This window comes from Oceanicola granulosus HTCC2516, from assembly GCF_000153305.1.
In the GTDB taxonomy this organism is placed as follows: Bacteria; Pseudomonadota; Alphaproteobacteria; order Rhodobacterales; family Rhodobacteraceae; genus Oceanicola; species Oceanicola granulosus.
In genome coordinates this window covers 81,761-107,998 of sequence record NZ_CH724108.1, presented here as the reverse complement: position 1 = coordinate 107,998, position 26,238 = coordinate 81,761, and the positions used below count along the sequence as shown (strand labels likewise).

General features: G+C 67.8%; 27 protein-coding genes, 1 tRNA gene and 1 riboswitch. Of the genes, 12 read left to right on the top strand and 16 right to left on the bottom strand.

Going from position 1 to position 26,238, the window contains the following annotated elements; all coding sequences use genetic code 11:
* Positions 1–22 precede the first annotated feature (22 nt).
* Entirely contained in the window at positions 23–634 is a 612-nt protein-coding gene (locus OG2516_RS12965) for a YkoF family thiamine/hydroxymethylpyrimidine-binding protein (protein WP_007256141.1), read from the bottom strand.
* Positions 627–732, bottom strand: a riboswitch (TPP riboswitch). It overlaps the preceding gene by 8 nt.
* A gap of 401 nt (positions 733–1,133) precedes the next feature.
* Between OG2516_RS12965 and OG2516_RS12960 the strand changes: the two genes are divergently transcribed.
* On the top strand, positions 1,134–2,084 hold the full coding sequence (locus OG2516_RS12960) for an EamA family transporter (RefSeq protein ID WP_040615966.1): 951 nt from the start codon (positions 1,134–1,136) through the stop codon (positions 2,082–2,084).
* 328 nt (positions 2,085–2,412) lie between these two features.
* Here OG2516_RS12960 and OG2516_RS12955 read toward each other — a convergent pair whose 3' ends face one another.
* Entirely contained in the window at positions 2,413–3,303 is an 891-nt protein-coding gene (locus OG2516_RS12955) for a LysR substrate-binding domain-containing protein (RefSeq protein ID WP_007256139.1), read from the bottom strand.
* Positions 3,304–3,308: 5 nt separating this feature from the next.
* On the opposite strand from OG2516_RS12955, the gene asnB reads away from it, so the two are divergent.
* Positions 3,309–4,970 carry an asparagine synthase (glutamine-hydrolyzing) gene (asnB, locus tag OG2516_RS12950; protein WP_342626095.1) on the top strand — a complete coding sequence of 554 codons (1,662 nt, stop codon included), beginning with the start codon at positions 3,309–3,311 and terminating at the stop codon, positions 4,968–4,970.
* 458 nt (positions 4,971–5,428) lie between these two features.
* Here asnB and OG2516_RS19605 read toward each other — a convergent pair whose 3' ends face one another.
* Entirely contained in the window at positions 5,429–5,602 is a 174-nt protein-coding gene (locus OG2516_RS19605) for a hypothetical protein (RefSeq protein WP_007256137.1), read from the bottom strand.
* Entirely contained in the window at positions 5,602–6,087 is a 486-nt protein-coding gene (locus tag OG2516_RS19600; protein ID WP_083788599.1) for a cupin domain-containing protein, read from the bottom strand. Before OG2516_RS19600 ends, OG2516_RS19605 begins: the two co-directional genes overlap by 1 nt.
* A gap of 104 nt (positions 6,088–6,191) precedes the next feature.
* Between OG2516_RS19600 and OG2516_RS12935 the strand changes: the two genes are divergently transcribed.
* From OG2516_RS12935 to OG2516_RS20765, 8 genes are all read left to right on the top strand, one after another.
* Positions 6,192–6,791, top strand: coding sequence for a TetR/AcrR family transcriptional regulator (locus tag OG2516_RS12935; RefSeq protein ID WP_007256135.1), 600 nt, complete (start codon positions 6,192–6,194; stop codon positions 6,789–6,791).
* A 294-nt stretch (positions 6,792–7,085) separates the two neighbouring features.
* Positions 7,086–7,448 carry a nuclear transport factor 2 family protein gene (locus tag OG2516_RS12930; RefSeq protein WP_156799378.1) on the top strand — a complete coding sequence of 121 codons (363 nt, stop codon included), beginning with the start codon at positions 7,086–7,088 and terminating at the stop codon, positions 7,446–7,448.
* 261 nt (positions 7,449–7,709) lie between these two features.
* Positions 7,710–7,940, top strand: coding sequence for a pyridoxal-phosphate dependent enzyme (locus OG2516_RS20965; RefSeq protein WP_083788597.1), 231 nt, complete (start codon positions 7,710–7,712; stop codon positions 7,938–7,940).
* Between the two features lie 8 nt (positions 7,941–7,948).
* Positions 7,949–8,488, top strand: a complete 540-nt coding sequence (locus tag OG2516_RS19590; RefSeq protein WP_083788595.1) for a pyridoxal-phosphate dependent enzyme — start codon at positions 7,949–7,951, stop codon at positions 8,486–8,488.
* Between the two features lie 334 nt (positions 8,489–8,822).
* A complete protein-coding gene (locus tag OG2516_RS19585; protein ID WP_007256133.1) occupies positions 8,823–9,515 on the top strand; it encodes a DUF2924 domain-containing protein in 693 nt (230 codons plus the stop codon).
* Positions 9,512–10,144, top strand: a complete 633-nt coding sequence (locus OG2516_RS20770) for a recombinase family protein (RefSeq protein ID WP_007256132.1) — start codon at positions 9,512–9,514, stop codon at positions 10,142–10,144. Before OG2516_RS19585 ends, OG2516_RS20770 begins: the two co-directional genes overlap by 4 nt.
* Positions 10,141–10,563, top strand: a complete 423-nt coding sequence (locus tag OG2516_RS20935) for a recombinase family protein (protein ID WP_342626094.1) — start codon at positions 10,141–10,143, stop codon at positions 10,561–10,563. The genes OG2516_RS20770 and OG2516_RS20935 overlap by 4 nt, the downstream gene beginning before the upstream one ends.
* A complete protein-coding gene (locus tag OG2516_RS20765) occupies positions 10,451–11,143 on the top strand; it encodes a hypothetical protein (RefSeq protein ID WP_245544317.1) in 693 nt (230 codons plus the stop codon). The genes OG2516_RS20935 and OG2516_RS20765 overlap by 113 nt, the downstream gene beginning before the upstream one ends.
* A gap of 173 nt (positions 11,144–11,316) precedes the next feature.
* Here OG2516_RS20765 and OG2516_RS12915 read toward each other — a convergent pair.
* The 5 genes from OG2516_RS12915 to OG2516_RS12895 form a co-directional block, all read right to left on the bottom strand.
* Positions 11,317–11,391, bottom strand: a tRNA-Gln gene (locus OG2516_RS12915).
* Positions 11,392–11,443: 52 nt separating this feature from the next.
* A complete protein-coding gene (locus OG2516_RS12910) occupies positions 11,444–12,772 on the bottom strand; it encodes a mechanosensitive ion channel family protein (protein WP_007256130.1) in 1,329 nt (442 codons plus the stop codon).
* 61 nt (positions 12,773–12,833) lie between these two features.
* Positions 12,834–13,667 carry a 3-deoxy-8-phosphooctulonate synthase gene (kdsA, locus tag OG2516_RS12905; RefSeq protein ID WP_007256129.1) on the bottom strand — a complete coding sequence of 278 codons (834 nt, stop codon included), beginning with the start codon at positions 13,665–13,667 and terminating at the stop codon, positions 12,834–12,836.
* Positions 13,667–15,373 carry a KpsE/RkpR family capsule polysaccharide export protein gene (locus OG2516_RS12900; RefSeq protein ID WP_007256128.1) on the bottom strand — a complete coding sequence of 569 codons (1,707 nt, stop codon included), beginning with the start codon at positions 15,371–15,373 and terminating at the stop codon, positions 13,667–13,669. Before OG2516_RS12900 ends, kdsA begins: the two co-directional genes overlap by 1 nt.
* Entirely contained in the window at positions 15,357–16,010 is a 654-nt protein-coding gene (locus OG2516_RS12895) for an ABC transporter ATP-binding protein (RefSeq protein ID WP_007256127.1), read from the bottom strand. The genes OG2516_RS12900 and OG2516_RS12895 overlap by 17 nt, the downstream gene beginning before the upstream one ends.
* 200 nt (positions 16,011–16,210) lie before the next feature.
* On the opposite strand from OG2516_RS12895, the gene OG2516_RS12890 reads away from it, so the two are divergent.
* Together OG2516_RS12890 and OG2516_RS12885 are read left to right on the top strand one after the other, a co-directional pair.
* Complete coding sequence (locus OG2516_RS12890) at positions 16,211–16,795, top strand: uracil-DNA glycosylase family protein (protein WP_007256126.1); 585 nt, start codon at positions 16,211–16,213, stop codon at positions 16,793–16,795.
* Positions 16,792–17,577, top strand: a complete 786-nt coding sequence (locus OG2516_RS12885) for an SseB family protein (RefSeq protein ID WP_007256125.1) — start codon at positions 16,792–16,794, stop codon at positions 17,575–17,577. The genes OG2516_RS12890 and OG2516_RS12885 overlap by 4 nt, the downstream gene beginning before the upstream one ends.
* 117 nt (positions 17,578–17,694) lie before the next feature.
* Here OG2516_RS12885 and OG2516_RS12880 read toward each other — a convergent pair whose 3' ends face one another.
* The 7 genes from OG2516_RS12880 to OG2516_RS12850 form a co-directional block, all read right to left on the bottom strand.
* Positions 17,695–18,621 (bottom strand): 2-hydroxyacid dehydrogenase, encoded by a 927-nt coding sequence (locus tag OG2516_RS12880; protein ID WP_007256124.1) that lies wholly within the window; start codon positions 18,619–18,621, stop codon positions 17,695–17,697.
* Positions 18,621–19,760, bottom strand: coding sequence for a rod shape-determining protein RodA (rodA, locus tag OG2516_RS12875; protein ID WP_007256123.1), 1,140 nt, complete (start codon positions 19,758–19,760; stop codon positions 18,621–18,623). Before rodA ends, OG2516_RS12880 begins: the two co-directional genes overlap by 1 nt.
* Complete coding sequence (gene mrdA / locus OG2516_RS12870) at positions 19,757–21,703, bottom strand: penicillin-binding protein 2 (protein ID WP_007256122.1); 1,947 nt, start codon at positions 21,701–21,703, stop codon at positions 19,757–19,759. The genes rodA and mrdA overlap by 4 nt, the downstream gene beginning before the upstream one ends.
* A complete protein-coding gene (locus OG2516_RS12865; protein WP_007256121.1) occupies positions 21,700–22,242 on the bottom strand; it encodes a hypothetical protein in 543 nt (180 codons plus the stop codon). Before OG2516_RS12865 ends, mrdA begins: the two co-directional genes overlap by 4 nt.
* Positions 22,235–23,179 carry a rod shape-determining protein MreC gene (gene mreC, locus OG2516_RS12860; protein WP_040615820.1) on the bottom strand — a complete coding sequence of 315 codons (945 nt, stop codon included), beginning with the start codon at positions 23,177–23,179 and terminating at the stop codon, positions 22,235–22,237. The genes OG2516_RS12865 and mreC overlap by 8 nt, the downstream gene beginning before the upstream one ends.
* A gap of 47 nt (positions 23,180–23,226) precedes the next feature.
* On the bottom strand, positions 23,227–24,267 hold the full coding sequence (locus tag OG2516_RS12855; RefSeq protein ID WP_040615819.1) for a rod shape-determining protein: 1,041 nt from the start codon (positions 24,265–24,267) through the stop codon (positions 23,227–23,229).
* Between the two features lie 370 nt (positions 24,268–24,637).
* Positions 24,638–26,203 carry a 2-isopropylmalate synthase gene (locus OG2516_RS12850; protein ID WP_007256118.1) on the bottom strand — a complete coding sequence of 522 codons (1,566 nt, stop codon included), beginning with the start codon at positions 26,201–26,203 and terminating at the stop codon, positions 24,638–24,640.
* Positions 26,204–26,238 lie beyond the last annotated feature (35 nt).

Below are 26,238 nucleotides of genomic sequence, written 5' to 3'. Positions count from 1 at the left end.
CACAAGGCAGCGCCGGCGAGGTTCAGCGCCTGCCGGGACTGTTGGCCGATGCGGTCATGTCGATGGTGACGTGACCATCGGCAGGGCCGAACCGCAGGAACGCCTGGCGCAGGGTCTCAAAAACCGCACCGGCGTCGCCACGCAGCCGGGTGCTGAAGTTCTTCGCCTTGTAGAACGTCCCGCTCGTCTTGAGGAAATCGATGCAGCCGTAGATCTCAGCCATGTGGTCGCCACCGCCCATGACGTAGAGCGAGAACTGCACGTCGTTCCCGACCCCCACTTCCGGCGCCGTCGCGACGGCCTGCACCGCAAGAGCCTGGCGCTCGGCGAGGGTCTCGCCCTGCGCGCGTTCCAGCGTCTCGCAGCGGCAGATCGGATCGTCCGGCTCTCCGGGGCAGCCGCGCGACAGGGTGACATGCATCGTCACATGCTCCGGCTGCCTGGCCGCGGCCGCGAACAAGTCCCGGATCGCATCGAACAAGGGCCCCGGCGAACCGATCATGAGCGTCGAAATGTCGTCGGTCTCGATCCTCAGGTCATCCTTGTAGGGCGTCAGGGCCTCGAGTCCGGTCGCGATAACCTCCACGAACTTGGACGTCATCGGGTATAGTGACACTTGCGCGCCTATGAACATGGTAGCACCTCGCTCCGCTGGCATTATCCAGATCAGCTTTGAAAGGGTTCGCGCAGTCGCGCATCTCAGCCCCGCAAGGAGCACCCCCGGTTATGTTCGCGCACCGTCGTTCACGGCCATGGGGATGTCAACCGAACGGGCAATGAAGCGCGGGTTGCGCTTGGTGTCAGCCAACGCAAAGTTCCGCGCCCGGCGCAGCATGATCCTCTTCCTCTACCTTGGTCATGACGGCCCATTGCGGTCACTCGTCAGCAACTTCGGTTGCTGCGGTGCAGCCGGCGAGAACGGCCATTCGCTGCAAGTGCGAAATCGAGCCGGTTGCGAACTAGTTGTTGGTGGCCAAGTGCAGCGAACTCGCACTCTCCGCCCTTGTTTCGATGATCCAGTTGGTGGCGCCGTCGATGCGGTCGGCCGCCGACAAGCTTCCAGATTGATGAGCGGCCGGCAATGCGTCGCAAAAGGGATGGACCTGCACGGGGTGACGTCTTACGCGAGGTTCATGGCGACCGCGACCTCTTCTGACAGCCCGCCCGCCGATCGCATCCTCGCCGGTGTCGCGCTGATGCTGGGGTTCTGCGTGACCGCCCCCATGCTGGACGTGGCCGCCAAGCTGGCGTCGGACAGCGTGCCGGTGGGACAGATCACCACCGCGCGCTTCCTCGTGCAGTGCATGCTGATGGCACCGTTCGTCCGGGTCATGAGGCTGTCGCTGCGGGTGCCGCGGGAACAATGGCTGGCCTTGACGGTTCGCGCGGTTCTCCTGTTCGTTTCGACCTTCTGTTTCATCGCCGCCATCCGAGTCATGCCTCTGGCCGACGCGCTGGCTATCGTGTTCGTGGCCCCGTTCATCGTGCTTCTGGTGGGCAAGTTCTACCTGAGCGAGGATGTCGGCCCGCGCCGCGTGTGCGCGGCGATTGTCGGCTTTCTGGGCGTCCTGTTCGTGATCCAGCCGAGTTTCGCGGCCTTTGGCGCCGTGGCACTGTTTCCGCTGGGAACGGCCATGGGGTTCGCGTTCTACATCCTGGTGACACGCAGGCTGTCGCGGCGGATGCATCCCGTGACCCTGCAATTCCATACGGGCCTGATCGCCAGTGTGCTGTGCCTGCCGGTGATGATCTTGGCCGAGGGCACGGGTGCCGACCTGCTTGATCCAGTTTGGCCCAAAGGGATTGCATGGCTCTGGCTGTTCGGGGTCGGGTTCTTTGCCGCGATCAGCCACATGATGATGACTTATGCCCTGTCGCTGGCGCCTTCCGCCACACTGGCACCGCTGCAATACCTGGAACTGCCGGTGGCGACCCTGCTGGGCTATCTCGTGTTCCGGGATTTCCCCAACGCGCTGTCCCTGACCGGCATCGCCATCATCATAGGCGCGGGACTCTACATGATCCACCGCGAGAGAGTGATCGCCCGACAGTTGATCACCGAGCGGGCCGCGCCACCGATCTGAGGAAGCTGGGTCTCTGTGGCGAAAGGAGGCCTGGCGGACGGTCGATCCTCAAAGGGAACAGGTCGCCAGGAGCCCAGACTGACCGGGGCGTGCCACGTCGAGTTCGCGCGTGGAGCGAGACGCTCGTCGTCGCGACCGGCCCAGAGCCGACCTCCAGCGGGATAGTCAACGCTGCGGTGCCGCTTTCCCGAACCGGTCATCCGCAACCTCGTGCAGCATGCGCGGAGAGGTCAAGGTCAGTAGTGCGGACAAACCACTAACTCGCTGCACATGCGTCAATGTCAGCGTTGGCCAGAGCTCGCGAGCCGGTTCCTCTGCGGGCTAATGATCAGATCTGCCCGATTTCTGTTCTGAACCAATCGCCGAAGGCCATTAGCCGCGGGTCGGGAAATTCCGTGTCCGGATAGACCAGCCAGATGCCCCTGCCGGTCGAGACGGGCGTGTCGTTCAGGCGCACCAGATGGCCGGCGGTGACATCGGCGGCAGTCAGGCGCCGGTCAGCCAGCGCCACGCCGTGGCCGGAAAAAGCCAGATCGACGACCCGCGCCCGGCTGCCGTAGCCGATCATCTGCGTCGACGCCACGCCCTCATACCCCATCATCTCGAACCAAGCGGACCAATCGTCTTCCTGACCATCGATATAGCCGAGGGTGAGCTGGGCGATCTCGGCGGCCGAAAGCGGCAGATCGCGGCGCGACACCACGGTGGGGGCTGCCACCGGAAGCAGCTGGTCCTCGTGCATCGCGATGGCGGTCAGACCCGGCCAGTTTCCCGTGCCATACCGCAAGGCGCCATCGAGGTCCGTCTTGGCAAAGTTGATCCGTGTCTCACTCATCTCCGGTTCGACCCGGATCTCCGGATAGAGCGCGTGGAACCGGGACAGTCGCGGCAGGACGATCCTGTTCCCATAGAATGGCGTGACGGCGATGCGCAGGGTGCCGGACATCGGATTGCCCTGAAGCTCCATCGTCGCGGCCTCGATCGTATCGAACGCCTGGGCAAGACGCCCCGCGAACCGCTTGGCTGCATCGGTCGGTTGCACGGCGCGGCCCCGGCGGCGGAAGAGGCTCAGCCCCAGCTTGTCCTCAAGAGTCTTGATCTGATGGCTCACGGCTGCGTTGGTCACATGCAGCTCCTCGGCGGCGCGCTTGAAACTTTCGTGGCGGGCCGCCGCCTCGAAGGTGCGCAGAGCAGTAAGAGGGGGTAATCGGCGAGTCATCCTTAATGGTTAAGCTGGATTCATTCATGAAGAAGGATCGTTTCGTTTTTCTTCACCACGCCGACCCCCTAACTGTCATGCGTCTGGCCAATCGCCGTGCTGGCCACCTACCGCGCCTATGGCGCCGAAATGCGAAAGGACTTCCCATGTGCGGTTTCGTCTGCCTTTGGAACATAGATGACAAAGCCCTTGCCGAGGCCATGATCGACAAGATCGCGCATCGTGGTCCCGACGAAGTCCATGTCACCACCTTGGCCGATGCGCCCGTTACGATGGCGCATTGTCGGCTGTCGATCATTGGCACCGAGGACGGCGCGCAACCGATCCGCCAGGCGGGCAACATGCTGGTTGCCAATGGGGAAATCTACAACCACGCGGACCTGCGTGCGATCCTCGGAGAGGCGGCGTTCGAAACGGCTTCCGACAGCGAGACGATCCTGCACCTCTTCCGCTCTGGCCGGTCACGCTGGATCGACCGCCTGGACGGCATGTTCGCCTTCGTGCTGGCCACGAAGGACCGGATCATCGCGACCCGCGACCCGCTTGGCATCAAGCCACTGTATGTTGCGAATATGGGAGGCGGGGCCATCTTCGCGTCGGAGCTGAAAGCTTTCGACGGCGTTCCGGTGGACGGCATCGAGGCGATCCCGCCGGGTCATCTGATCGACAGCCGCGACGGTTGGCGCCAATGGTATCGCACCCCCCAGGGCGCCGCGTCGGCGGAACCGGGCTTCGACATCGGACGCGCCTCGCGGGAGTTGCGGCTGGTCTTGGAGGCCGCGGTTGCCAAGTGGATGGTGGCCGATGTCGAGGTCGGCAGTTTCCTGTCCGGCGGTCTCGACAGTTCGATCATCGCGGCCATCGCGCAGAAGGTGCGCCTCGCACAGGGGCTCGGTCCGCTGAAGACCTTTGCCGTGGGCACCGACGGCAGCCCGGACCTGCGCGCCGCGCGGGCCGTGGCCGCGCATATCGGTGCCGATCACCACGAAGCGGTCTTTACCGCGCAGGACGTGGTCGGCGCCCTGCCGCATGTCATTTACCATCTTGAATCCGCCGATGTGGACCTCGTGCGCTCGGCGCTGCCCACGCTGTTCGCCGCGCGACTTGCAAGGGCGCAGGTCAAGGCCGTGCTGACCGGTGAGGGCGCGGACGAATTGTTCGCCGGCTATACCTATCATCACGGCTACGCCGACGACCCCCGGGCGCTCGCCGATGAATTGACGCGCAGCCTCGGCACCATGCATAACATCAACCTTCAGCGCGTGGACCGCGTGACCATGTCCGAAAGCCTCGAAGCGCGCACGCCGTTCCTCGACCGCGACCTGATCGACTTCGCACAGTCCATCCCGGCCGAGTTGAAGATGCGGCACACCGACCCCGAGGCCCGCGACGCCACGGGCCCGACGACCGAGAAATGGATACTGCGCAAGGCCTGCGAAGACCTCTTGCCCGCCGATCTCGTCTGGCGAAAGAAGGCGCAGTTCGACGAAGGCTCCGGCACCGTGGACGCCCTGAGCGGCGCGCTGGCAAGCCTGATCGACGGCCCTGTGAACCGGCAGTCGGAGGGGGCGCTCTACGAACGCATCCTGGGCGAAACCTATGCCGACCCGGATCGCATCCTCGCCGCCGCCGGCACTTGGGAGGCCGACAGGGTGCTCGGCGGATAGTGGATAGACAACTGACGACCAGGACGACGCGCTGCCGAAACCGTTAATATTCCCGCTTGAAACTGAGCGTGATCTCAGCGCATGCCTCGCTCAGAACCGAAAGCCGGACGTTTAATCGGTGCCCAGAAATCGCACCTTTAAGCTCGAACCGGACACGCGGCGACGCAACTCCAGAACAAGCCGCCGGGGCAAGATACGCCGTCGCTCCCGGCCCTCACCTGCCTTTGCAAGCGATACTCTATGCTGCGGCGCAGCCCGTCAAAGCGGCCATACGCACAATTATTCTGTGTCGAACCGGCGCGTCGCGACCTCGGAGGAATGGCCGGCTTACATGCGGAAGGCAAAATGCATCCTTCAAGACCCTCAGCGGCGAGGGACGGCCGTCACTCTTCAGGCGTGCGACGACGCTGTCCCTAAGAAGATCACCCCGCACGTTCATTTGTCTTATCCCAATTCAATCAGGCGTTTGCAGGGGCGAGGATCGTCATGCCCCATCTCTCGGCCACCCGCACGACATGCGCGACATCCGGCGGGCCCTCCATCGGCGTGGGGACCTTCCGGTCATCCCCGACCGGTTCTCCCAATTCGGTGAAGAAGCCGGCATGCATCTGTCCCGGCGCGTTCACGATCATCACCCTGGCCGGCACACGCTACCAGGGTCCATCTCCAGGGCATACTCTGCGCAGAGCGTTCCGAGAGCCTCTGGCGAGACGGCTGTCACGCCCCCCATGTCCGAAAGCCGCTCAAAGAACTGCTCGAAACCAGCTGGAGCGATGATTTCCAGGATACGTGTCGGCTGATCTGATGCATTCCAAAATGTGTGCCACTGGCCGCGCGGCTTGAATACCAAGTCACCGGGCCTGGCCTCGAGAACTTCATCCCCGAGCAGAGCCCCCATGCGGCCTTGCAAGACAAAGCTGTATTCGTCCTCGTTCATATGTCTGTGCAGCGGCGCAGCGAGCGCGCGAGGGGACATTGGATGTTCGACCAGTGAAAACCCCCCGCCTGTCTCACTGCCGTCAATCATGAAACGGACCCCTATAGTGCCGAGAAATCCGAGCTTTCCATCATCAGGACCGACCACTTTGGTCGGGCTCTGCGTCAATACCTGATCCATCGCTTTCCCTTTCACTGAGCACGGATGTATCATCAAGTAAGGCCGCAATAGCGAGTCGTGTCAATATTGGATGAACATCAGTGTCCGACGAAAAGAGATCATACGTGAAGCGCAAGCGTGCCGAGGATGAGGAGCGAACCCGCTCCCGCATTGCCCAAGCCGCAGTTGACCTGCATGGGAGCATCGGCCCTGCTCTCACCACAATCAGCGCCGTGGCCGAACGCGCCGGCGTGCGCCGTGCCACTGTCTACCGACACTTCCCGGACGAGGCCGCGCTCTTCCAGGCCTGTTCGAGCCGGTGGTTGTCGCAGAGCCCCTTGCCCGCGATCGACACGCTGAATGACATAGACGACGGTGAAGCCCGACTGCGCGCGGCGTTGGATCTGGTCTACGCCTACTACCGCCCCAACGCGCGAATGCTCTCCAACGTGATGCGCGACGCCGAGGCCTCTTCAGCGCTGCGCGACACCCTGCACGGGTTTGCTACCTGGCTCGCGCAGCTGAGAAAGGTTCTGGAGGAAGGGCTATCGTTTCAAGCGATAGGCGGAAAGCGACTGCTGCATGCCGCACTGGGACATGCTCTCAGTTTTGCTGCATGGCGCGCTTTGACTGAGGAGCAAGGGCTCTCGGATAAAGAAGCACGCGACTTGATGTGCAGAATGATCCGAACGACAGTTCAAGATGATCAGAAATCGTTCAGTTGAAATTCTACTCAGCCTCCACCGGCCTTTATGCCCTCGCCGCGGACATACGTAAAATTTCGCAGAGAAAACCAGCACCCGGCCATCTGAGGAGAAACGCGGACGACCCTTGCTCGGCCTTGGCCACCTACGGAGCGTCAATCAGTGGCGCGCCAAACGGGCAACTTGCGACACCGCGCAGCGACGGTCAGCCGCTGCGAGTTCGATGTTCGAAACCATGAGGGTCATTGCTGGAAAAGGCGGGGCCGTTAGCTTTTTGTTTAAAGACCATCATCTTCAGTGCGGGAGGTCTGGTCCGTGAAAACCCAAGACAAATTAGACGTGATGCGCGTGCTGAATGACTACATCAAGGCCACGCGTGACGGAGACGGTGACATCCTTCGGCGCATTTTCCATCCTGACGCGATGGTCGCTGGTTGGTTTGGGAGTGATCTGCTCATGCGCAACCCCGAGGGCTTTATCGCACGAGCCGAGAGCACGGATGCTGGACCCGACTACCAAGCCTGTGTCGCGTGCGTGAATGTTCTCGGAGATACGGCGACCGCGATGGTGACTGAAGATGGCCTCTGGGAAGGCTGGTCTTTCCTCAATCATTTCCACTTGGTTCGGGATAAAACCGGGCAGTGGATTATAACTGCGAAGCTCTTCCAACGCGACTGATCGGAGTTGACCGACGCCGTATGGGGAGTGCGGTGGCCGAGCAATTGATCGATACTTTTGGCCTCACGTGGCGGCTGCCACGAGGAGACTTTTCCGGTAGCATGGCGTGAAGATTAGGAGGATTTGTATGTTTTCAGCAGGCGCCCTTGCGGCTGTGGGGAACACGCCACTGATTAGACTGGAAAAGCTCGAAGCCTCAGACGGTGCAGAGATTTGGTTGAAGTTGGAGGCAGGTAATCCAACAGGTTCTGCAAGGATAGGATGGCTGTCTCAGTCCTCGGGCGCGCAATGCAGCGGGGAGACCTCTCGCCCGGAAATCGCGTCATCGAATACACAGGTGGCAGCACGGGAACGGCCCTTGCCTTCGTGTCAGCCGTTTTGGGATTGAAGTTCACGGCGGTACTCTCAGATGCATTCTCTGCAAGCAAGCGCCGGGCGATGGAAGCGTTTGAGGCGAGAAAAGTGATAATGGGAATATCAGTCCCGAATTGATACAACGCATGAAAACTAGGGCATATGCATTGGCCGAACAGCCGGGCTGTTTCTATGCAGACCAGTTCGGGTCTCCCGATGTTCGGGCCGGGTATGAGCCTATGGGTCACGAAATCGCGGCGGATCTCGGCGACGAAGTAGATGTCCTCGTGTCCGCAGTCGGAACGGGTGCCGCGCTGATGGGAGCAGCAGACGGTCTCTCGGCTCGCGGCATCAAGCCTCGCCTGATCGCACTCGAGCCCTCTCAATCGCCGCTCATGACAACAGGGAAGGGAGGACCGCACCGCGTGGAAGGTATCGGTGTTGGCTTCTTCCCCCCTTTTCTCGATCAGGACCACCTCGACGAAATTCGCACAATAGATCAGAACCGAGCATTCGAGATGTGTCGGACCCTCGCACGTCGCGCTGGCGTTTTCTGCGGTGGTTCCACCGGAATGAACATTGTCGCGGCCATCGAGCTCTCTCGCGAACTCGGCCGAGGAAGGAGGGTCGTGACTTTGGGTTGCGGCAACGGTGCGAAGTATCTGGGCAGTCCTATCTTCTGCTGACGTAGGGCGCCGTGTGGGAGCTTGCGACACTTCGCGGTTCAGGCGGGCTACAAGCTTCGATTTCGTCCTCATGCGACTAAGTGCCGGGTGCGAAGCCGACATCCGTCCGAACCGCAGCGAATGTCAACAATCCGCCCTAACCTGTCGATTTCTGCGCCTGCATGGCCGCGATTGCGGCGGCGAATGCGCTCTTCGGACTGGACTTCCCTGTGACCCGGAGCGGTACTGACCGAGCCTGCCGACCCAGGTGTCGCACCGATCTCCGCCCGGATCTCCGGGCTCTGCCCGGTAGCAGGGGCAGGGTGCTCCTGCGGCCGGGAGAAGGAGGCCGGAAATGGCGAAGAACATCAAGACCACCAAGACCACCAAGGCTACGAAGAAAGACCAGCTCGTCCGGATGCTGCGGGCGAAGACTGGCGCGGATGCGGCGGCGGTCAGCCGGAAGCTCGGCTGGCAGATCCACACGGCGCGGGCCGCGATCACCGGCTTGAAGAAGGCCGGCTACGAGATCGCGGCGGAGAAGTCCGATCCGGGCAAGCCGACGCGCTACAGGGTGATTGGCGAGCCGAAGCGGGCGATCCCTTCCGAAGACGCCCAGCCCGCGGCGGAGTCGGCCGATGCCGGTAGGGCGGACCCGGAGCGCGGAGAGGTGCTGCGCGCGTGGGAGGAGGCCTTCGGGACTCCTCCTCCGCCCTACCTCTCCGTTCCGTTCATGCGGAAGGCGCTCGCCTACGACGCCCAGTGCCGGAACCACGGCGGGCTTTCCGCCGCGACCCGCAGGGCACTGCGGCAGGTCGCGGAGGGGCAGGGGGTGCGTGAGACCACCCGGCGAGTAGCGCGGCCCGGCGCGCACCTCGTCCGAGAGTGGAACGGCCGGACTTATCAGGTCGAGGTGACCGCGGACGGCTACTGCATGGATGGCAGAACGTGGCGCTCGCTCTCCGCAGTCGCAAGGCACATCACCGGGGCCACCTGGTCGGGGCCACGCTTCTTCGGGCTGACCGACCGGGCCGGGCACCGGCGATGATCCGGACCCGCTGCGCGATCTACACCCGGAAGAGCTCCGAGGACGGGCTGGAGCAGGAGTTCAACTCGCTCCTTGCCCAGCGGGAGGCCTCCGCTGCCTACATCGCCAGCCAAATGCACGAGGGCTGGGTTCTGCTGCCGGCGCCCTACGACGATGGCGGTCTCTCAGGCGGGAGCCTGGAGCGCCCTGCGCTGCAGCAGCTGATGGCGGACGTGCGGGAGGGACGCGTCGACCGGATCGTGGTTTACAAGATCGACCGGCTAACCCGGTCCCTCTCGGACTTCGCGAAGATCGTCGACGTGCTGGACACGGCCGGCGCCTCCTTCGTGTCCGTCACCCAGTCCTTCAACACCGCGACCAGCATGGGGCGGCTGACGCTCAACATGCTGCTGAGCTTCGCGCAGTTCGAGCGCGAGGTGACGGCTGAGCGGATCCGCGACAAGATCGCAGCCTCCAAGCGCAAGGGGCTCTGGATGGGCGGACGGGTGCCGCTGGGCTACGACCCTGACGGGCGGTCGCTCAAGGTCAACGAGGGGGAGGCCGAAACCATTCGGACGCTCTACGGCCTCTATGAGGGCCATGGCACGATCCGGGCGGTGAAGGCCGAGGCTGACCGGCTCGGGCGGTGAAGGCCGAGGCTGACCGGCTCGGGCTGCGCAGCCGCAAGCGGACGCGCGCGGATGGCCGAGTGGCCGGCGGCACGTTCTTCGACCGAGGTCACATTCACCACGTGCTGACCAACCCGCTTCATGCCGGCCGCATCCGGCATCGCGGAGAGGTTCACGCGGGCCAGCATCCGGCGATCATCGCGCCCGAGCGCTGGGAGCCGGGGCAAGGCATCCGCCACCCGTCGCTCAGCCCTCTGTGGCAAGCTCTTCGACGAGACCGGCGACCAGCTGACGCCGTCACACTCGAAGACCCGGGCCGGGACCCGGTTGCGCTACTACGTCTCGCATCGGCTGGTCGCGAGGACCGGGCAATCGCATCCCGATGCATGGAGGCTGCCCGCGGTCGAACTGGAGAGCATGATCGGCGGGCTCGTCGCTAGCGAACTCGGCAGACCCGGACTCGCGGCAGCACTGCTGCCGACGGCATCGGCCGCCGACATCGCAGGCGCGGCCACCGCGCTCGGCGGTCGCGCTGCCCACGACGATGCGGCGTCATACCTGGGCCTGGTCCAGCGGATCGACCTCGCGCCAGGTCTGCTGACGCTCAAGCTAAATGCCGATACCATTGCGAAGCGTCTCGACATCGACGCGAATGACATCGATCTCGATCAATTGGTCTCGCGGCACTCGTTCCAGCTTCGCAAGCGCGGCATTGAGACGAAGATCGTCCTCGCCGATGCGCCAACTGGTCAGGACGAGACGCTGATCCGCAACATCGCCCGTGCCCATGCCTGGTTCGAACGGATCAAGGCCGGCGAGACCTTCGCACAGATTGCCGAAGCCGATGGCACTTCGAAGCGCCGCGTCCAGCAGATGATCGACCTGGCCTTTCTTGCACCCGACATCGTCGCCGACGTCTTGGGCGGCAAACAGCCAGCCGGCTTCACTTCCTACTCGTGCAAGACAAACGAGTTTCCGTCCGACTGGTCAGAGCAGCGCGCGCGTTTCGCGGCGCTTTGACCGCCCACCAACTCAACCTGCTACCACGGAAAGGTCAAACACAGACTGCGGGCGATTTGCGCCCTGTTCGAGGCGACGGTGCCGGTCTGCAGATGCGCGCCACCGCCGTAACCCACGGAAGCCGCGGCGCTATCCGCACCGCACCTCGCACCGTCTGGAAAATCGGGAGTGGCTGGCTGGGGTGGTAGGATTCGAACCTACGGTACACGGTACCAAAAACCGCTGCCTTACCGCTTGGCTACACCCCAACGCGAGGGGGGTCTTACCGCCGGCGGGCGGGGGGTTCAACCCCGAAATCGCCTACTCGCGGTCGGCGCCGTTCTGCATCAGATCCTGCTTGTCGCCGGCGCGGCGTTCGGCGTCGACGATGGCGTCGAGGTCGGTCTCGGTGGTCTCGGCGACGGTCCCGAGGTCGGCGGCGTCGACGTAGGGGGGCGGGCGGCGGGCCGGGTCGTCGGCGGTCGGCGCGGCGGTGTCGGGCGGGGCGGCCATCTGGATCGTGTAGGTGTTGTTGGGCAGGTCGATCCCGGCCGCCAGCAGCGCGCTCTTGACGCGGCGCATCGCCTCGCCGCGCGCCAGCAGCAGCGACGTCTCGCGCTGGTCGACCCAGCCCGTCACCGTCAGCTCGACCCCGCCGGGCGTCACGTCGCCGAGCCAGACCATCGGCGCCGGGCTGTCGAGCGTGAAGGGCAGCTCGGCGATGGCCTCGGTGGCGAGCCGGCTGGCCTCGCCGAGGTCGGCCATGAAGTCGACGCCGAGGGTGAACATGAACCGCGTCTCGGGGTTCTGCGAGAAGTTGACGATGCGGCTCTTGAAGACGGTCGCGTTGGGGATGCGGATGTGGTTGCCGTCGAAGCTGAGCAGGATCGTGGCGCGGCTGGTGAGGCGGATCACCTTGCCCTGGTCGCCGTTGATCTCGACCACCTCGTTGGGCCCGAAGGGGCGGCGGATCGACAGCATCACCGAGGCGATGAAGTTCTCCACCGTGTCGCGCACCGCGAAGCCGACGGCGAGGCCGATCAGGCCGGCGGCGCCGAGGATGGTGGAGAGCAGCGCCGTGGCGTTGAGGATGTCGAGCGCCACCACGGTGCCGACGACGACGAAGGCGAGCCGCACCAGCGCCCGGTAGAGCTGCGCGATGAAGGCGTTGGGCGCGAGCCGGTCGAAGGGCTGGCGCATCCGCGCCACGAGGAAGCCGGTCGCGACGATGGCGGCGAAGACGGCGGCGGCGATCAGGAACAGCGGCAGGAACACGACGAGCTGCTCGACGCGGGTGCGGAACCGCTCCATTGCGGGATCGAGGCGGCGGCCGATGTCGCTCGTCTCCATCACCTCGTTCTTCACCGCCACGACCCCCTCGACCCGGGCCACCAGCGGATCGAGCTCCGTGGCCTCGGCGATCGAGGCGGTGGTGCCGCGCAGGGTGACGACGCCTTCCGAGACGGTGACGGTGACGTCCTCGTAGCCGCCGAGCTCCCGGAGGATCTCGCGGATGCGGACCGCCATGTCGGCATCGGTGCGGGCGTCGGAGGTCGCGGAGATGGGGCCGTCGGGGCCGGATTCCTGCGCGGGGCCGGCGAGGGGCAGGGCGAGCAGGACGAGGAGCAGGAGGGCGCGGAACAGGGGCATGGCACTCGGACGGGTTGCGGTGGTCGCCGCGACCTTAGAAGGCGTCATGGCGCAGCGGAAGTCAGATCCGCGCCGGGCTGTCCTTGGCGAGCGCGTCGAACGCCATCAGCCGCGCCACCAGTGCCTCCATCTGCCCGAGCGGGATCATGTTGGGCCCGTCGGAGGGCGCGTTGTCCGGGTCCTCGTGGGTCTCGATGAAGACCGACGCGATCCCCAGCGACACCGCCGCGCGCGCCAGCACCGGGGCGAATTCGCGCTGCCCGCCGCTCGAGCCGCCGCGCCCGCCGGGCTGCTGCACCGCGTGGGTGGCGTCCATGACGACGGGGTAGCCCGTCCGGGCCATGATCGGCAGGGCGCGCATGTCCGTCACCAGCGCGTTGTAGCCGAACGACACGCCGCGCTCGGTGAGCAGGATGCGCTCGTTGCCCGTCGAGGCGACCTTGGCGGCGACGTTGGCCATGTCCCACGGCGCGAGGAACTGGCCCTTCTTGACGTTGATCGCCGCGCCGGTGCGGCCGGCGGCGAGCAGCAGGTCGGTCTGGCGGCACAGGAAGGCGGGGATCTGCAGGATGTCGACGGCCTCGGCGGCGGGCGCGCAATGGGCCTCGGCGTGGATGTCGGTCAGCACAGGGCAGCCGAGCGCCGCGCGCACGTCGGCGAGCACCCGCAGCCCCTCGTCCATCCCCAGCCCCCGGCGGCCCTCCAGCGAGGTCCGGTTGGCCTTGTCGTAGCTCGCCTTGAACACGTAGCCCGCGCCGGCGGCGGCACAGGCGCGCGCCATCTCCTCGGCGATGCGCAGCGCGTGGTCGCGGCTCTCGAGCTGGCACGGCCCGGCGATGACGACGAGCGGGCGGTCGTTGCCGAAGGTGACGCCGCCAACGGCGACCTCGCGCATCACGACGAGACCTGTTCGCGCAGGATCGAGCCGGTGATCGAGATCAGCAGGTAGAGCCCGCCGAAGATCAGGAAGGCGAGGATCGTGTTCTCGAAGGCGCGCGGGTAGGTCGGCTGGTCGGGCGCGATGGGGGCCACGGAGAGCGACAGGTAGCGCACCTGCCGGTTGGCCTCGATCTGCGCCGATTCCATCGATTGCATCGCCTGCTGCACCAGCACGTTCTGGAACGCGTAGTTCTCCTCGGCGAGGCGCAGCTGGGTGTTCTTCTCGGCCTGGCTGGCGCGGCCCTCGCCGGCGGTGACGGCCTGCTGCTGGATCTCGGCGATCAGCTCGTCGATGTTGGCGATCTCCGTCTCGATCGCCTCCACCTGGCTCTCGTTGGGACGGCGCACGGCGAGGCGGTTCTGCAGCTCGAGCCGCAGGTCCTGCCGGCGGGTCTGGAGCGCGGCGATCTGCGCGGTGCGCGCGGCGGTCTCGCCGGCCGGGTCGATCGTCTCCAGATCCTGCTGCAGCGTCAGCAGCTCCTGCAGCGACGCCTGGCGGCGCGCCTCGGCGGCCTCGTAGCTCGCGAGCGCGCCGGCCATCTGGTCTTCGCGCAGGCGCTGGGTCAGGCGATCGACCTGCTCCTCGGCGTAACCGACTAGCGCCTCGGCGAAAGCCTGGCTCGTCTCCGGGTCGGCGGCGACGACCTCCATCCGCAGGATGCCCTCGGTCGGATCGTAGCTGACCTTCACGCGCTCCTGGTAGACGTCGTAGGCCTGCTCGTTGGTGGCGTCCTCGGGCAGGCCCTGGATCGGGTCGACGCCGGGGCTCGCGAAATGCTCCTTGAAGCCGAGGTCCGCGTCGAGCCGCAGCATCGCCTCGCGGCTGGCGAGGTAGGACTGCACGGCGATGCTGTCCTGCTGCGTCGCCATCGAGGTGCCTTGGAACAGGCTGCCGAGCCCCGCGCCGCCCGAGGCGGATTCCGCCTGCTGGATCACGAACTCGGACTCCGTGGCGTACATCGGCGTGGCGAGCACGTAGAAATAGTAGCCCGCGGCGAAGGTCGGCAGGCCGATGAACACCAGCAGCCGGGCCAGCATCAGCGCCAGCTTGCGGCGGCGGCGGCGCACCAGGTCCTGCTGGATGCGCGCTACCTCGGCCATGCCCTGCTCGAACTTCGAGGGCTGACGCACGTCCGTCGAGGGCAGCCCGCCGGGCCGCGTCGTCGCGGGCAGGTTGCGCCCGCCGGCGGGGACGGTCTGAGGCAGCTGGTGGCGGGCCTCGTCGCCGTTGCCGGCATTGTCGTCGGGCACGACGAGCTCGATCACGCTCGAGCGCTGGAACGGGTCGATCCCGAGCTTGCGCAGCTGGCGCACGGCGTCGAAGTCCGACGTCACCGCCAGCCCCTGCTTCTGCGCCACCCGCCGCGCCATGCGCAGCTGCCGGCCGGTCAGCCCCTCCTTGCGGATCGCGTCGAGATCGTCCTCCTCGGCGACCTGTTCGGGGCTGTCGACCGCGCCGCTGAGCCCGCCGCCAGCCGGCGCCGCTCGCGCCGCCTCCGGCTCGGCCGCCGCGGGGGCCTCCCGCGCCGCCTCCGCCCCGGCGACGACCCGCGGACGCGGGCGCTCCTCGGCCTCCCCCGTCGCGGGCGTGACACCACCGGCCCCGGCGGTCCCGGGGCTGCGTCGGATGCGGAACTTGCGCGCCTTAGGCTTGGTAGTCATAGAGCTGCTTCGCCTCTTCCAGCGTGTCGAACATCGTCAGCTTGCCGTGCCGCAGCACGGCGGCCTGCCGGGTGAACCGCTCCAGCACGTCGGCCTGGTGCGAGACGATGACGACGGTCGTGTTTTCCAGCCGCTCGCGCAGGATCGCGCCGGCCTTCCTGTTGAACTCCGCGTCGGTGGTCTGCGGCATGCCCTCGTCGATCAGGTACATGTCGAAGTCCAGCGCGAGCAAGAGCGAGAACGTGAACCGCGCCCGCATCCCGGCGCTGTAGGTGCCGACGGGCATGTCGAAATATTCCTCGATCCCCGACAGCCAGCGGCAGAACGCCTCGACGTAGTCGGGATCGAGCCCGTAGAGGCGGGCGATGTAGCGGCTATTCTCGCGGGCCGTGTGCTTGCCCACCACGCCGCCCATGAACCCGAGCGGAAACGAGATCCGGCAGCCGCGATGGATCGAGCCCTCGTCGGGTTTTTCGAGCCCCGCCATCATGTTGACCAGCGTCGTCTTGCCGGTGCCGTTGGGCGCGAGGATGCCGAGCGAGCGCCCGATCTCGACCCGGAACGACGCCCGGTCGAGGATGACCTTGCGCTGCTTGCCGGTCCAGAAGGACTTGCTGACGTTGTTGAACTCGAGCATGGCTGCCGACTGCTCTCCGGCCCCGCGGGGCGCTGCACCTGTTCCGCCGCCCCATCATGACGGTCTTTCGTTAACACCGTCTTCTAGCGAGGGAATTTGCCCGCATTATGTCGGACTCGTGCGCGGATTGACAACGACGATCGCGCGGGCCCGGGCCGGGGCTGGACGTCGCGCGCGCCGATGCCTACCTCGAGGCCTCCATGCATCCGCTCGCCGACGACATCCGCGCCTGCCGCCTCTGCGCCGACCGCTTCCGCGCGACCGCGACCCGCCACACGCCGCGCCCGGTGCCGTGGTTCGACGCGGGCGCGCGCATCCTGATCGCCGGCCAGGCCCCCGGCGCGCGCGTCCACGAGGCGCAGCGCCCCTTCGCCGACGCCTCGGGCGTGCGCCTGCGCGACTGGCTCGGCCTCGGCGAGGACGAGTTCTACGACCGCAACCGCATCGCGGTGGTGCCCATGGCCTTCTGCTTCCCCGGCTACGACGCCAAGGGCAGCGACCTGCCGCCGCCCCCGATCTGCGCCGCCACCTGGCACGACCGGGTCATGGCCGCGCTACCCGACCTCGGCCTGCGCATCCTGGTCGGCGGCCACGCCCACCGCTGGCACCTCGGCGGGCGGCTGTCGTTGACGGAGCGGGTCGCGGACTGGCGGGCGCACGCGCCGCACACCTTCCCCTTGCCTCACCCCTCCTGGCGCAATACCGGCTGGCTGAAGAGGAACCCCTGGTTCGCCGAGGAACTGCTGCCCGTGCTCAAGGCGCGGGTCCGCGAGGTGCTGCAATGACAGAGACCACCGAACTCGACCGCGCCCACGCCGCGATGGAGGCCGCGCCCGAGGACGATGCCGCCCGGCTCGCCTTCTACGGCCGTCTCGCCGACGGCGAGCTGTTCCTGCTGCTCGAGCGCGAGCCCGAGGGCGACGCCATCGCCCCCCGCCTGTTCGACGTCGAGGGCACCGGCTACGCCCTCGCCTTCGACCGCCCCGACCGGCTCACCGACTTCACCGGCGCCCCCGCGCCCTACGCGGCGCTGTCGGGGCGGACGCTGGCGCGGATGCTCGCCGGCAACGGCCTCGGCCTCGGGCTCAACCTCGAGACCGCCCCCTCCGCCATGCTGCTGCCGCCCGACGCCATCGGCTGGCTCGCCGCCACCCTCGGCGACGGCCCGCGCGAGGCCGAGGCGCGCATCGCCGAGATCGCCCCGCCGCGCGCGCTCCCCGAGGCGCTGCTCCCGGCGCTCGACCGCCGCCTCGCCGGCGCCGGCGGGCTGGCCCGCAGCGCCTACCTCGTCGCCACGACCTACGACGACGGCAGCCGCGGCCACCTGCTCGCGGTGATCGACGCCGCGCCCGGCGCCGAGCCCGCCATCGCCACCGCGGTCGCCGACGCGCTGACCTTCTCCGGGCTCGAGGCCGGCGCGCTCGACGTCGCCTTCTTCCCCGCCTCCAGCCCCCACGCCGCCGCCTTCGCCCGCCACGGCCTGCGCTTCGACCTCCCCGACCCGCCCGCGCCCGCCGCCCGCGGCGCGCCCGGCTCCGACCCGGACCGCCCGCCGAAGCTGCGCTAGGGGGCGCTGCCCCCGTCGCCTGCGGCGACTCCCCCGGGATATTTCGAGAACAGAGACATGCGGGCGCGCCGCCCCCGACCTCTGTCCTGAAAATATCCCCGCCGGAGGCGGTCCGCTTCAGTAGCCGCGGCCGCGGTCGACGAGGTGAAGCAGGGGCTCGCCCGCCTCGGCGCGGCGCAGGTTCTCGGCGATGACGCGCGCCGCGGTGGCGGGGCGGGTCTCGGAGGCGATGTGGGGCGTGACGGTGACGCGCTCGTGGCGCCAGAACGGATGGTCGCGCGGGAGCGGCTCGGTGCGGAAGGTGTCGAGGGTGGCGTGGCCGAGCCGGCCGCTGTCGAGCGCCTCGAGCAGGGCCGCGTCGTCGACCAGTGCGCCGCGGCCGGGATTGAGCAGCACCGCGCCGGGGGCGAGGCGGGCGAGGGCGGCGGCGTCGACGATGCGCTCCGTCGCCTCCGTCAGCGGCAGCAGCAGCACCAGCATCTCGGCCCCCGCGAGCGCGGCGGCGAGCCCGTCGGCGCCGTGGTGACAGGTGACGCCGGGCACCTCGCGGGCGGTGCGGCTCCAGCCGCGCACCGCGAAGCCGAGCCCGGCGAGGGTGCGCGCGGCGGCCGCGCCGAGCGCGCCGAGGCCGAGCACCGCGACCGTGCGCTCCGACGCCAGCGGCGGCATCCTCGGCGCCCAGGCATGGTCGGGGTTGTGGATGTGGGCGTCCATCCCGAGGTGGTGGCGCAGCACGTGGCCCGCGACGTACTCCACCATCCCCGCCTCGAGCCCCGGATCGACCATGCGCGTCAGCGGCACCCTCAGCGTCGGGTTGGCGACGATGCTCTCCACCCCCGCCCAGAGGCTGAACACCGCCTTGAGCCGGGGGTAGCGCGAGAAGTCGGCCGCGCCCCGGGCCGGCCCGTAGACGATGTAGTCCACCGCCTCCGCCGGCAGGTCGGGCGACACCTCCGCGCGCACCCCCGCCTCCGCGACTGCGCGGGGCAGCACCTCGCGGTAGTCGGGCCAGCGGTGGCCGGCGAGGAACAGCACGCCCGCCATCAGCGCGGGCGGTGGACGTGGGCCGACTGGACGAGCCCGAAGGCGAGCAGCAGCACCAGCATCGCCGAGCCGCCGTAGCTGACCAGCGGCAGCGGCACGCCGACCACGGGCGCGAGGCCCATCACCATCGCCATGTTGACGGCGAAGAACAGGAAGAACGTCATCGCCACCCCCAGCGTCAGCAGCGCCGCGAAGCGGTTCTGGTTCTGCAGCGCGGAGGCGACGCAGAAGAAGATGATCAGCCCGTAGAGGACCAGCAGCGTCATCGCGCCGACGAAGCCGAACTCCTCGGCCAGCGTGTTGAAGATGAAGTCGGTTTGCTTCTCGGGCAGGAAGTTGAGCCGCGACTGGGTGCCCTGCATGAAGCCCTTGCCCGCGAAGCCCCCCGAGCCGAAGGCGATCTTGGCCTGGGTGATGTGGTAGCCCGCGCCGAGCGGGTCGGCGGCGGGGTCGAGGAAGGTGTCGATGCGGCGGTACTGGTAGTCCTTGAGCAGCTGCCACTCCGTCCCGCGCGACTGGAACACCGCCGCCACCACGCCGGCGCCGGCCGCGATGATCGTGGCGAAGTAGGCCCAGTGCACCCCGGCGAGGAACATCAGCGTCCCGCCCCCCGCCACCAGCAGGATCGAGGTGCCGAGGTCGGGCTGGCGCAGCACCAGCGCGGTGGGCACGAAGATCAGCACCAGCGGCGGCAGCAGCCACAGGGGCCGCGAGGTCTTGGTCATCGGCAGCCAGTCGTAGTAGGCCGCCAGCGCCATCACGAGGGCGATCTTCATCAGCTCCGAGGGCTGGAGCTGCATGAAGCCGAGATCGATCCAGCGCACCGCGCCCTTGCCCTCGGTGCCGACGAACTCGACCAGGACCAGCAGGAACAGCGAGCCCGCGTAGGCCACGCCCGCGACGTTGCGCCAGAACCAGATCGGGATCATCGCAACGCCGATCATCAGCAGCAATCCGACCCCGAAGCGCTTCATCTGCGGCTCCGCCCAGCGCGAGATGTCGCCTCCCGCCACCGAGTAGAGCATCAGGAAGCCGGCGCTCGCGACGGCGGTGATCAGCACGATCACCGGCCAGTTCAGGTAGAGCAGCTTGCGAAAGCCCGACGGCGTGTATTTGACCTGGTACTCGAGGTAGCTCATGCCCGGTCCCGCCCGTCGTTGCGCTCGGCGGCGCGGCGCTCGTAGAGTTCCTGCTGCTCGCGGATCCTGTCCTGCTCGGACGAGGGGTAGGCCTCGAGCGGCGGGGTGCCGCCGTAGAGCGCCTGCAGCAGGATATCGCGCGCCAGCGGCGAGGCGGCGCTGCCGCCGCCGCCGTGCTCGACGACGACCGCCACCGCGTAGCGCGGCTTGTCGAGTGGCGCGAAGGCGACGAACAGGCCGTGGTCGCGCCGCTCCCAGGGCAGGTCGGCGTTGGAGGTGACGCCGGCGGCGCGCTCCTCGGCGGTGATCCGGCGGACCTGGCTGGTGCCGGTCTTGCCGGCCATCTGGAACTCCTCGGCGACGATCCGCACCCGGTGGGCGGTGCCGCGCGGGTGGTTGACGACCGAGCTCATCGAGTCGCGCACCTTGCGCAGGTTGTTCTCGTTCAGCCCGAGCGCCTCGCCCCGGCCCGAGGGCTCGGGCACCCCGTCGATCGAGCGCACCAGCCGCGGCGTCAGCGACCGCCCGGTGGCGATCCGGGCGACCATCACCGCCAGCTGCAGCGGCGAGGTGAGCACGTAGCCCTGGCCGATGGAGGCGTTGACGGTATCGCCGATGCGCCACTCCTCGCCGTTGAAGCCGCGCTTCCACGCCTTGTCGGGGGCGATGCCCTCGGTGACGGCCGACATCGGGATGTCGTGCCTCTGTCCGAGCCCGAGCCGGCGGGCCATCTCGGCGATCTTGTCGATGCCGATGCGCTGGCCGACGTCGTAATAGTAGACGTCGCAGGATTGCTTGAGGCTCTCGTGGAGGTTGATGTTGCCGTGCCCGCCGCGCCGCCAGCAATGGAAGCGCAGCCCCGAGACCTCCATGTGGCCCGGGCAGTACACCGTCTCCTCGCTGTCCACCTCGCCGCCCTCGAGCGCGGCGAGCGCGGTGACCATCTTGAAGGTCGAGCCGGGCGGGTAGGCGTCCTGCACCGCCTTCGAGGCGAGCGGTCGGTACTTGTCCTCGTTGAGCCGGGTCCAGTCGGCGACGGAGATGCCGCGCACGAAGAGGTTTGGGTCGAAGGACGGGGTCGAGCCGATGGCGCGGATGTCGCCGTCCTCGAGGTCGATCAGCACCGCGCTCGCGCTCTCGGTGTCGAGCCGCTGGTTCATGTAGGCCTGCAGCTCCAGGTCGATCGTCAGCTGCACGTCCTTGCCCTTGATCCCCTCCTGCCGGCCCAGCTCGCGCATCACCCGGCCGACGGCGTTGACCTCGATCCGCTTGGTGCCCGCCGACCCGCGCAGCACGTGCTCGAGCCGCGCCTCGACGCCGGTCTTGCCGACCTGGAAGCGCGGGATCTTGAGCAGCGGGTCGTCGTCGGAGGCGAGGTAGCCGCGGGTCAGGTCGTAGTCCGACACCGGCCCCACGTAGCCGACCACGTGCGCCGTCTCCTCGGTCCGGTTGTAGAAGCGCGACAGCCCCACCTCGGCGACGATACCGTGCAGCGAGGGCGCGTTGACCGTGACCCGCGCGACGTCCTCCCACGGCACCCGCTCGACGATGGTGACGGGCACGAAGGGCGAGACGCGCATCATCTCCTCCTTCGCCCGCTCGATGGCCTCGGGCTCGACGGCGATCAGCCGCTGCAGCCGCCTCAGCGTCTCGTCCACGTCGCCGGCATCCTCGCGGACGATGACGATGCGGTAGTTCTGCTCGTTCTCCGCCAGCTTGCGCCCGTCGCGGTCGACGATCAGGCCGCGCGCGGGGGGCAGCAGGCGCAGGTTGACGCGGTTCTCCTCGGCGAGCAGCCGGAACTCGTCGGCCTGCTCGACCTGCATCGCGTGCATCCGCCAGCCGAGCAGCCCCATCACGCCGAGCTGCGCGCCGGCGAGCACGAGGCCGCGCCGGGTCACGACGCGGGCGGAGCGGGCGAGGTCCTTGGTCGGGCGCTTCATATCCGGTGTCCCAGTGCGTCGACGGCGCCCGGCGCGGGGCGGGTGACGCCGAAGGCGAGGTAGGAGAGCCACGTCACGATCGGGTAGGCGAGGATGGTGACGACCATCTCCACCATCGCCAGGCTCAGCGGCGCCTGCGGCGTGACGCTCACCGCCAGCAGGAAGCGGTTGGCCAGCACCGCCGCGCAGATCACCAGCGCGATGGTCAGCCACTCGAGCGGGAACGGCACCGCGCGCAGGTCGGCCGAGCGGCGGCGCAGGCCCTCGGCGCAGATCAACACGATGCCGGTCCAGAGGCCGGGCGGGCGGTGGAACAGCAGATCCGACAGCAGCATCACCAGCGCGATCAGCAGCACCGGGACGTAGTCGGGCCGCCGCGCCACCCAGGCGAAGGTGACGATCAGCAGCCAGTCCGGCGGCGCCCAGCGGCGCGGCACGGTGTCGAGCGGCAGCAGGTGGAGGAACATCAGCACCACCGCGATGGCGAGGTAGCTGGCGCGGCCGATCCAGATCCGGGCGAGGGGAGAGCGCTCAGCCACCGCCGGCCCCCGTCGAGGCGAGCTCGGGCTCGTTCATCTGGGTCGGCGGCTCGATCTCGTCGGAGGGCAGCCGGGGCACCTCCACCGGCGCGATCAGCGCGCCGGCATCGGTGATCCGCTCCGCCGGCTGGCTGCGCATCACCCGCAGGAATTCGAGCCGCTCGTAATCGGCGGCGAGCCGCACGCGCAGGCGGCGCTCGGTGTCCATCGCAACCTGCCCGATCAGGATGTCGGCGGGAAACACCCCGCCGTCGCCCGAACTGACGACCCGGTCGCCGGGGCGTACGGCGGCGTCGTTCTCGAGGAACTCGATCGGCGGCGTCGCCGAATTGTCGCCCGCCAGCACCGCCTTGTGGCCCGAGGGCTGGATGGTGATCGGCACCCGGCTCGACGTGTCGGTCAGCAGGATCACCCGGCTGGTGTCGCGCCCGACGCCGCTGATCCGCCCGACGAGGCCGATCCCGTCCATCACCGGCCAGCCGTCGAGGATGCCGTCGCGGCTGCCCACGTTGAGCAGCACCGATTGGCGGTAGGGCGAGCCGGAATCGGCCAGCACCACGCCGGTGATCCAGGTCAGCTCCGGGTCGAGGCTCACCTGGTTGAGGTCGCGCAGCTTGGCGTTCTCCTGCTCGAGCTGCAGCGCCGCCTCGCGCCAGGCCTTCATCTGCTGCAGCTCCCGGCGCAGGTCGGCGTTCTGCTCGGCGAGCCGCTGGTACGACTGGAAGTCGGCGACGAGGTTGACGAGGCCGGTCACCGGCGCCATCGCCCAGTCGAAGCTCGGCAGCACCTCGTCGATCACCATCGCGCGGTAGCGCTCGACCCGCGGGCTGTCGATGCGCCAGAACAGGAACAGCCCGAACAGCGACAGCACCAGCAGGCCGACCAGCAAACGCCGGATCGGGCCCACGAAATCCGTCTGGTGCCGTTCCCTCGCCAAAGCGCTCGTCCATCCCCGGTGGCGAACGGCCCGAGGGGGCCGTCGTTTCAGCTGTCGTAGTCGATCACGTGCCTGAGCTGCCGCTCGTATTCTAGAGCCTTGCCGGTGCCCAGAGCCACACAATTGAGTGACTCGTCCGCCACGCTGATGGCGAGGCCGGTCTGCTCGCGCAGCGCCAGGTCGAGCTCGCCCAGCAGCGCGCCGCCGCCGGTGAGCATCACGCCCCGGTCGACGATGTCGGCGGCGAGGTCGGGCGGGGTGGCCTCGAGTGCGGTCATCACCGCCTCGCAGATCTGCTGCACCGGCTCGGCCAGCGCCTCGGCCACCTGCGCCTGGGAGATCTCGGTCTCCTTGGGCACGCCGTTGAGCAGGTCGCGGCCGCGGATGTGCATCGACTGGCCGCGGCCGTCGTCGGGCATCCGCGCGGTGCCGATGGAGGTCTTGATCCGCTCGGCGGTCGATTCCCCGATCAGCAGGTTATGCTGGCGGCGCAGGTACGACACGATCGCCTCGTCCATCCGGTCGCCGCCGACGCGTACCGAGCGGGCATAGACGATGTCGCCGAGGCTCAGCACCGCCACCTCGGTGGTGCCGCCGCCGATATCGACGACCATGTTGCCGGTCGGATCGGTGATCGGCATCCCCGCGCCGATGGCGGCCGCGATCGGCTCGGCGATCAGCCCGGCGCGCCGCGCGCCCGCCGACAGCACCGAGGTGCGGATCGCGCGCTTTTCCACCGGGGTGGCGCCGTGAGGGACGCAGACGATGATCTTGGGCTTGGAGAAGGTCGAGCGCTTGTGCACCTTGCGGATGAAGTGCTTGATCATCTCCTCGGCGACGTCGAAATCGGCGATCACGCCCTCGCGCATCGGCCGGATCGCCTCGATGCTGCCCGGCGTGCGGCCCAGCATCAGCTTGGCGTCCTCGCCGACGGCCAGCACCTTCTTGACGCCGTCCTTGACGTGGTAGGCCACCACGGAGGGCTCGGACAGGATCACCCCGCGGCCCTTGACGTAGACCAGGGTATTCGCCGTCCCGAGGTCGATCGCCATGTCCGAGGAAAATATGCTCGAGAGAAAGCCCAGCATTCCTGTCCGCTCCATTGCCCACTGTCCGCGACTCTTCCGGGCGGAAGGCGGACTGCGGGCTTATAGAAGGCTGTTCCCGCAGACGAAAGGGGGCAGGCCGGAGCGACCCGGCGCGTTTTCGCCGTGAGCAAGTCCGGCGGGGGCTGCGGGAGCCGGCTCCAGGTTCGAAATGTGCAAGCCGCTCGGCTCTACCTGCAGCGGCAGCCCCCCTGCAGGTTGCGAAACGACTATTCCGCCCGCCCCCTGCGACAGCTTGTCTTTTCCCCCACACCCCCCGGTAGGGTGCGCATTCATTGCGCACCCCACCTCACAACGACAAGGGCCGCACCCCCTCCCGGCACGGCCCCCATCCACCTCTCCAGAAATGCCCCTACTCGCCCACGTCGCGGTAGGAGATCTCCTTCACGTCCGCCCCCGGCGCCGTCTTCTGGCGGCGCACGATGAGCCGGTTGAGGGCGTTGATGTAGGCCTTCGTCGAGGCCACGACGGTGTCGGTGTCCGCCGACATCCCCGTCGCGATCCGCCCGTCCTCCTCGAGCCGCACCGTCACCGTCGCCTGCGCGTCGGTGCCCTCGGTCACGGCGTGGACCTGGTAGAGCGGCAGCCGGACGTCGTGCGGGTAGAGCGCCTTGATCGCGTTGAACGCCGAATCCACCGGCCCGTCGCCCCGCGCCGTCCCCGACTTCTCCGCCCCGTCGACCTCGAGCACCATCTCCGCCTCGGCCGGCCCCCCGGTGCCGCAGACGACGCGCAGCGAGACCAGCCTGACGCTATCCTCCGCCCCCTCGTTCTGGCGCACCAGCGCGACGAGGTCCTCGTCGTAGACCTCCTTCTTGCGGTCGGCGAGGTCCTTGAAGCGCACGAACACGTCGTTGAGCTGGTTGTCGGCGAGATCGAAGCCGAGATCCTTCAGCTTCGCCCGCAGCGCCGCCCGGCCGGAATGCTTGCCCATCACCAGCGAGGTCTCGCCCAGCCCGACGTCGGCGGGGCGCATGATCTCGAACGTCTCGGCGTTCTTCAACATCCCGTCCTGGTGGATGCCGCTCTCGTGGGCGAAGGCGTTCTTGCCCACGATCGCCTTGTTGAACTGCACCGCGAAGCCCGACACCGTCGCCACCCGGCGCGAGATGTTCATGATCTTCGTCGTGTCGATGCCCGTGGTGAACGGCATGATGTCGTGGCGCACCTTGAGCGCCATCACCACCTCCTCGAGCGCGGTGTTGCCCGCCCGCTCGCCGAGGCCGTTGATCGTGCACTCGATCTGGCGCGCGCCGCCCTCGACGGCGGCCAGCGAGTTCGCCGTCGCCATGCCGAGGTCGTTGTGGCAGTGCGTCGCGAAGATCACCTCGTCGGCGCCCGGCACCTCCGCGATCAGCCGCCGGATCAGCTCGGCGCTCTCGTTGGGCGCGGTGTAGCCGACGGTGTCGGGGATGTTGATCGTCGTCGCCCCCGCCTTGATCGCGATCTCCACCACCCGCTTGAGGTAGTCCCACTCGGTCCGCGTCGCGTCCATCGGCGACCATTGCACGTTGCCGCAGAGGTTGCGGGCGTGGGTCACGGTGTCGTGGATGCGCTCGGCCATCTGGTCCTGGTCGAGGTTGGGGATCGCGCGGTGCAGCGGCGAGGTGCCGATGAAGGTGTGGATGCGCGGGCTGCGGGCGTGGCGCACGGCTTCCCAGCAGCGGTCGATGTCCTTGAAGTTGGCCCGCGCGAGGCCGCAGATCGTGGCGTTCTTGGCCTGCCGCGCGATCTCCGAGACGGCGCGGAAGTCGCCCTCGGAGGCGATCGGGAAGCCCGCCTCGATGATGTCGACGCCCATCTCGTCGAGCAGCTCGGCGATCTCGAGCTTCTCGGCGTGGGTCATCGTCGCGCCCGGGCTCTGCTCGCCGTCGCGCAGCGTGGTGTCGAAGATGCGTACTCGGTTGTCCTGGCTCATCTCTCTGCGCCTCCCCCGCAAATCTGGTTGCGCGG

Excerpts from the sequence above, each read along its gene's own strand:
- mrdA (WP_007256122.1), bottom strand. The coding sequence starts at position 21,703 with ATGAAGCGCCCGACCAAGGACCTCGCCCGCTCCGCCCGCGTCGTGACC.
- kdsA (WP_007256129.1), bottom strand. The coding sequence starts at position 13,667 with ATGCGCGAGGTCGCCGTTGGCGGCGTCACCTTCGGCAACGACCGCCCG.
- OG2516_RS12850 (WP_007256118.1), bottom strand. The coding sequence starts at position 26,203 with ATGAGCCAGGACAACCGAGTACGCATCTTCGACACCACGCTGCGCGAC.
- OG2516_RS19585 (WP_007256133.1), top strand. The coding sequence starts at position 8,823 with ATGGCGAAGAACATCAAGACCACCAAGACCACCAAGGCTACGAAGAAA.
- OG2516_RS12890 (WP_007256126.1), top strand. The coding sequence starts at position 16,211 with ATGCATCCGCTCGCCGACGACATCCGCGCCTGCCGCCTCTGCGCCGAC.
- OG2516_RS12880 (WP_007256124.1), bottom strand. The coding sequence starts at position 18,621 with ATGGCGGGCGTGCTGTTCCTCGCCGGCCACCGCTGGCCCGACTACCGC.
- OG2516_RS20770 (WP_007256132.1), top strand. The coding sequence starts at position 9,512 with ATGATCCGGACCCGCTGCGCGATCTACACCCGGAAGAGCTCCGAGGAC.
- OG2516_RS19605 (WP_007256137.1), bottom strand. The coding sequence starts at position 5,602 with ATGATCGTGAACGCGCCGGGACAGATGCATGCCGGCTTCTTCACCGAA.
- OG2516_RS19590 (WP_083788595.1), top strand. The coding sequence starts at position 7,949 with ATGAAAACTAGGGCATATGCATTGGCCGAACAGCCGGGCTGTTTCTAT.
- OG2516_RS12965 (WP_007256141.1), bottom strand. The coding sequence starts at position 634 with ATGTTCATAGGCGCGCAAGTGTCACTATACCCGATGACGTCCAAGTTC.
- OG2516_RS12855 (WP_040615819.1), bottom strand. The coding sequence starts at position 24,267 with ATGCTGGGCTTTCTCTCGAGCATATTTTCCTCGGACATGGCGATCGAC.
- OG2516_RS12885 (WP_007256125.1), top strand. The coding sequence starts at position 16,792 with ATGACAGAGACCACCGAACTCGACCGCGCCCACGCCGCGATGGAGGCC.
- OG2516_RS12960 (WP_040615966.1), top strand. The coding sequence starts at position 1,134 with ATGGCGACCGCGACCTCTTCTGACAGCCCGCCCGCCGATCGCATCCTC.
- OG2516_RS12900 (WP_007256128.1), bottom strand. The coding sequence starts at position 15,373 with ATGACTACCAAGCCTAAGGCGCGCAAGTTCCGCATCCGACGCAGCCCC.
- OG2516_RS20965 (WP_083788597.1), top strand. The coding sequence starts at position 7,710 with ATGGCTGTCTCAGTCCTCGGGCGCGCAATGCAGCGGGGAGACCTCTCG.
- OG2516_RS12910 (WP_007256130.1), bottom strand. The coding sequence starts at position 12,772 with ATGCCCCTGTTCCGCGCCCTCCTGCTCCTCGTCCTGCTCGCCCTGCCC.
- OG2516_RS19600 (WP_083788599.1), bottom strand. The coding sequence starts at position 6,087 with ATGGATCAGGTATTGACGCAGAGCCCGACCAAAGTGGTCGGTCCTGAT.
- OG2516_RS12895 (WP_007256127.1), bottom strand. The coding sequence starts at position 16,010 with ATGCTCGAGTTCAACAACGTCAGCAAGTCCTTCTGGACCGGCAAGCAG.
- rodA (WP_007256123.1), bottom strand. The coding sequence starts at position 19,760 with ATGAGCTACCTCGAGTACCAGGTCAAATACACGCCGTCGGGCTTTCGC.
- asnB (WP_342626095.1), top strand. The coding sequence starts at position 3,309 with ATGGTTAAGCTGGATTCATTCATGAAGAAGGATCGTTTCGTTTTTCTT.
- OG2516_RS12955 (WP_007256139.1), bottom strand. The coding sequence starts at position 3,303 with ATGACTCGCCGATTACCCCCTCTTACTGCTCTGCGCACCTTCGAGGCG.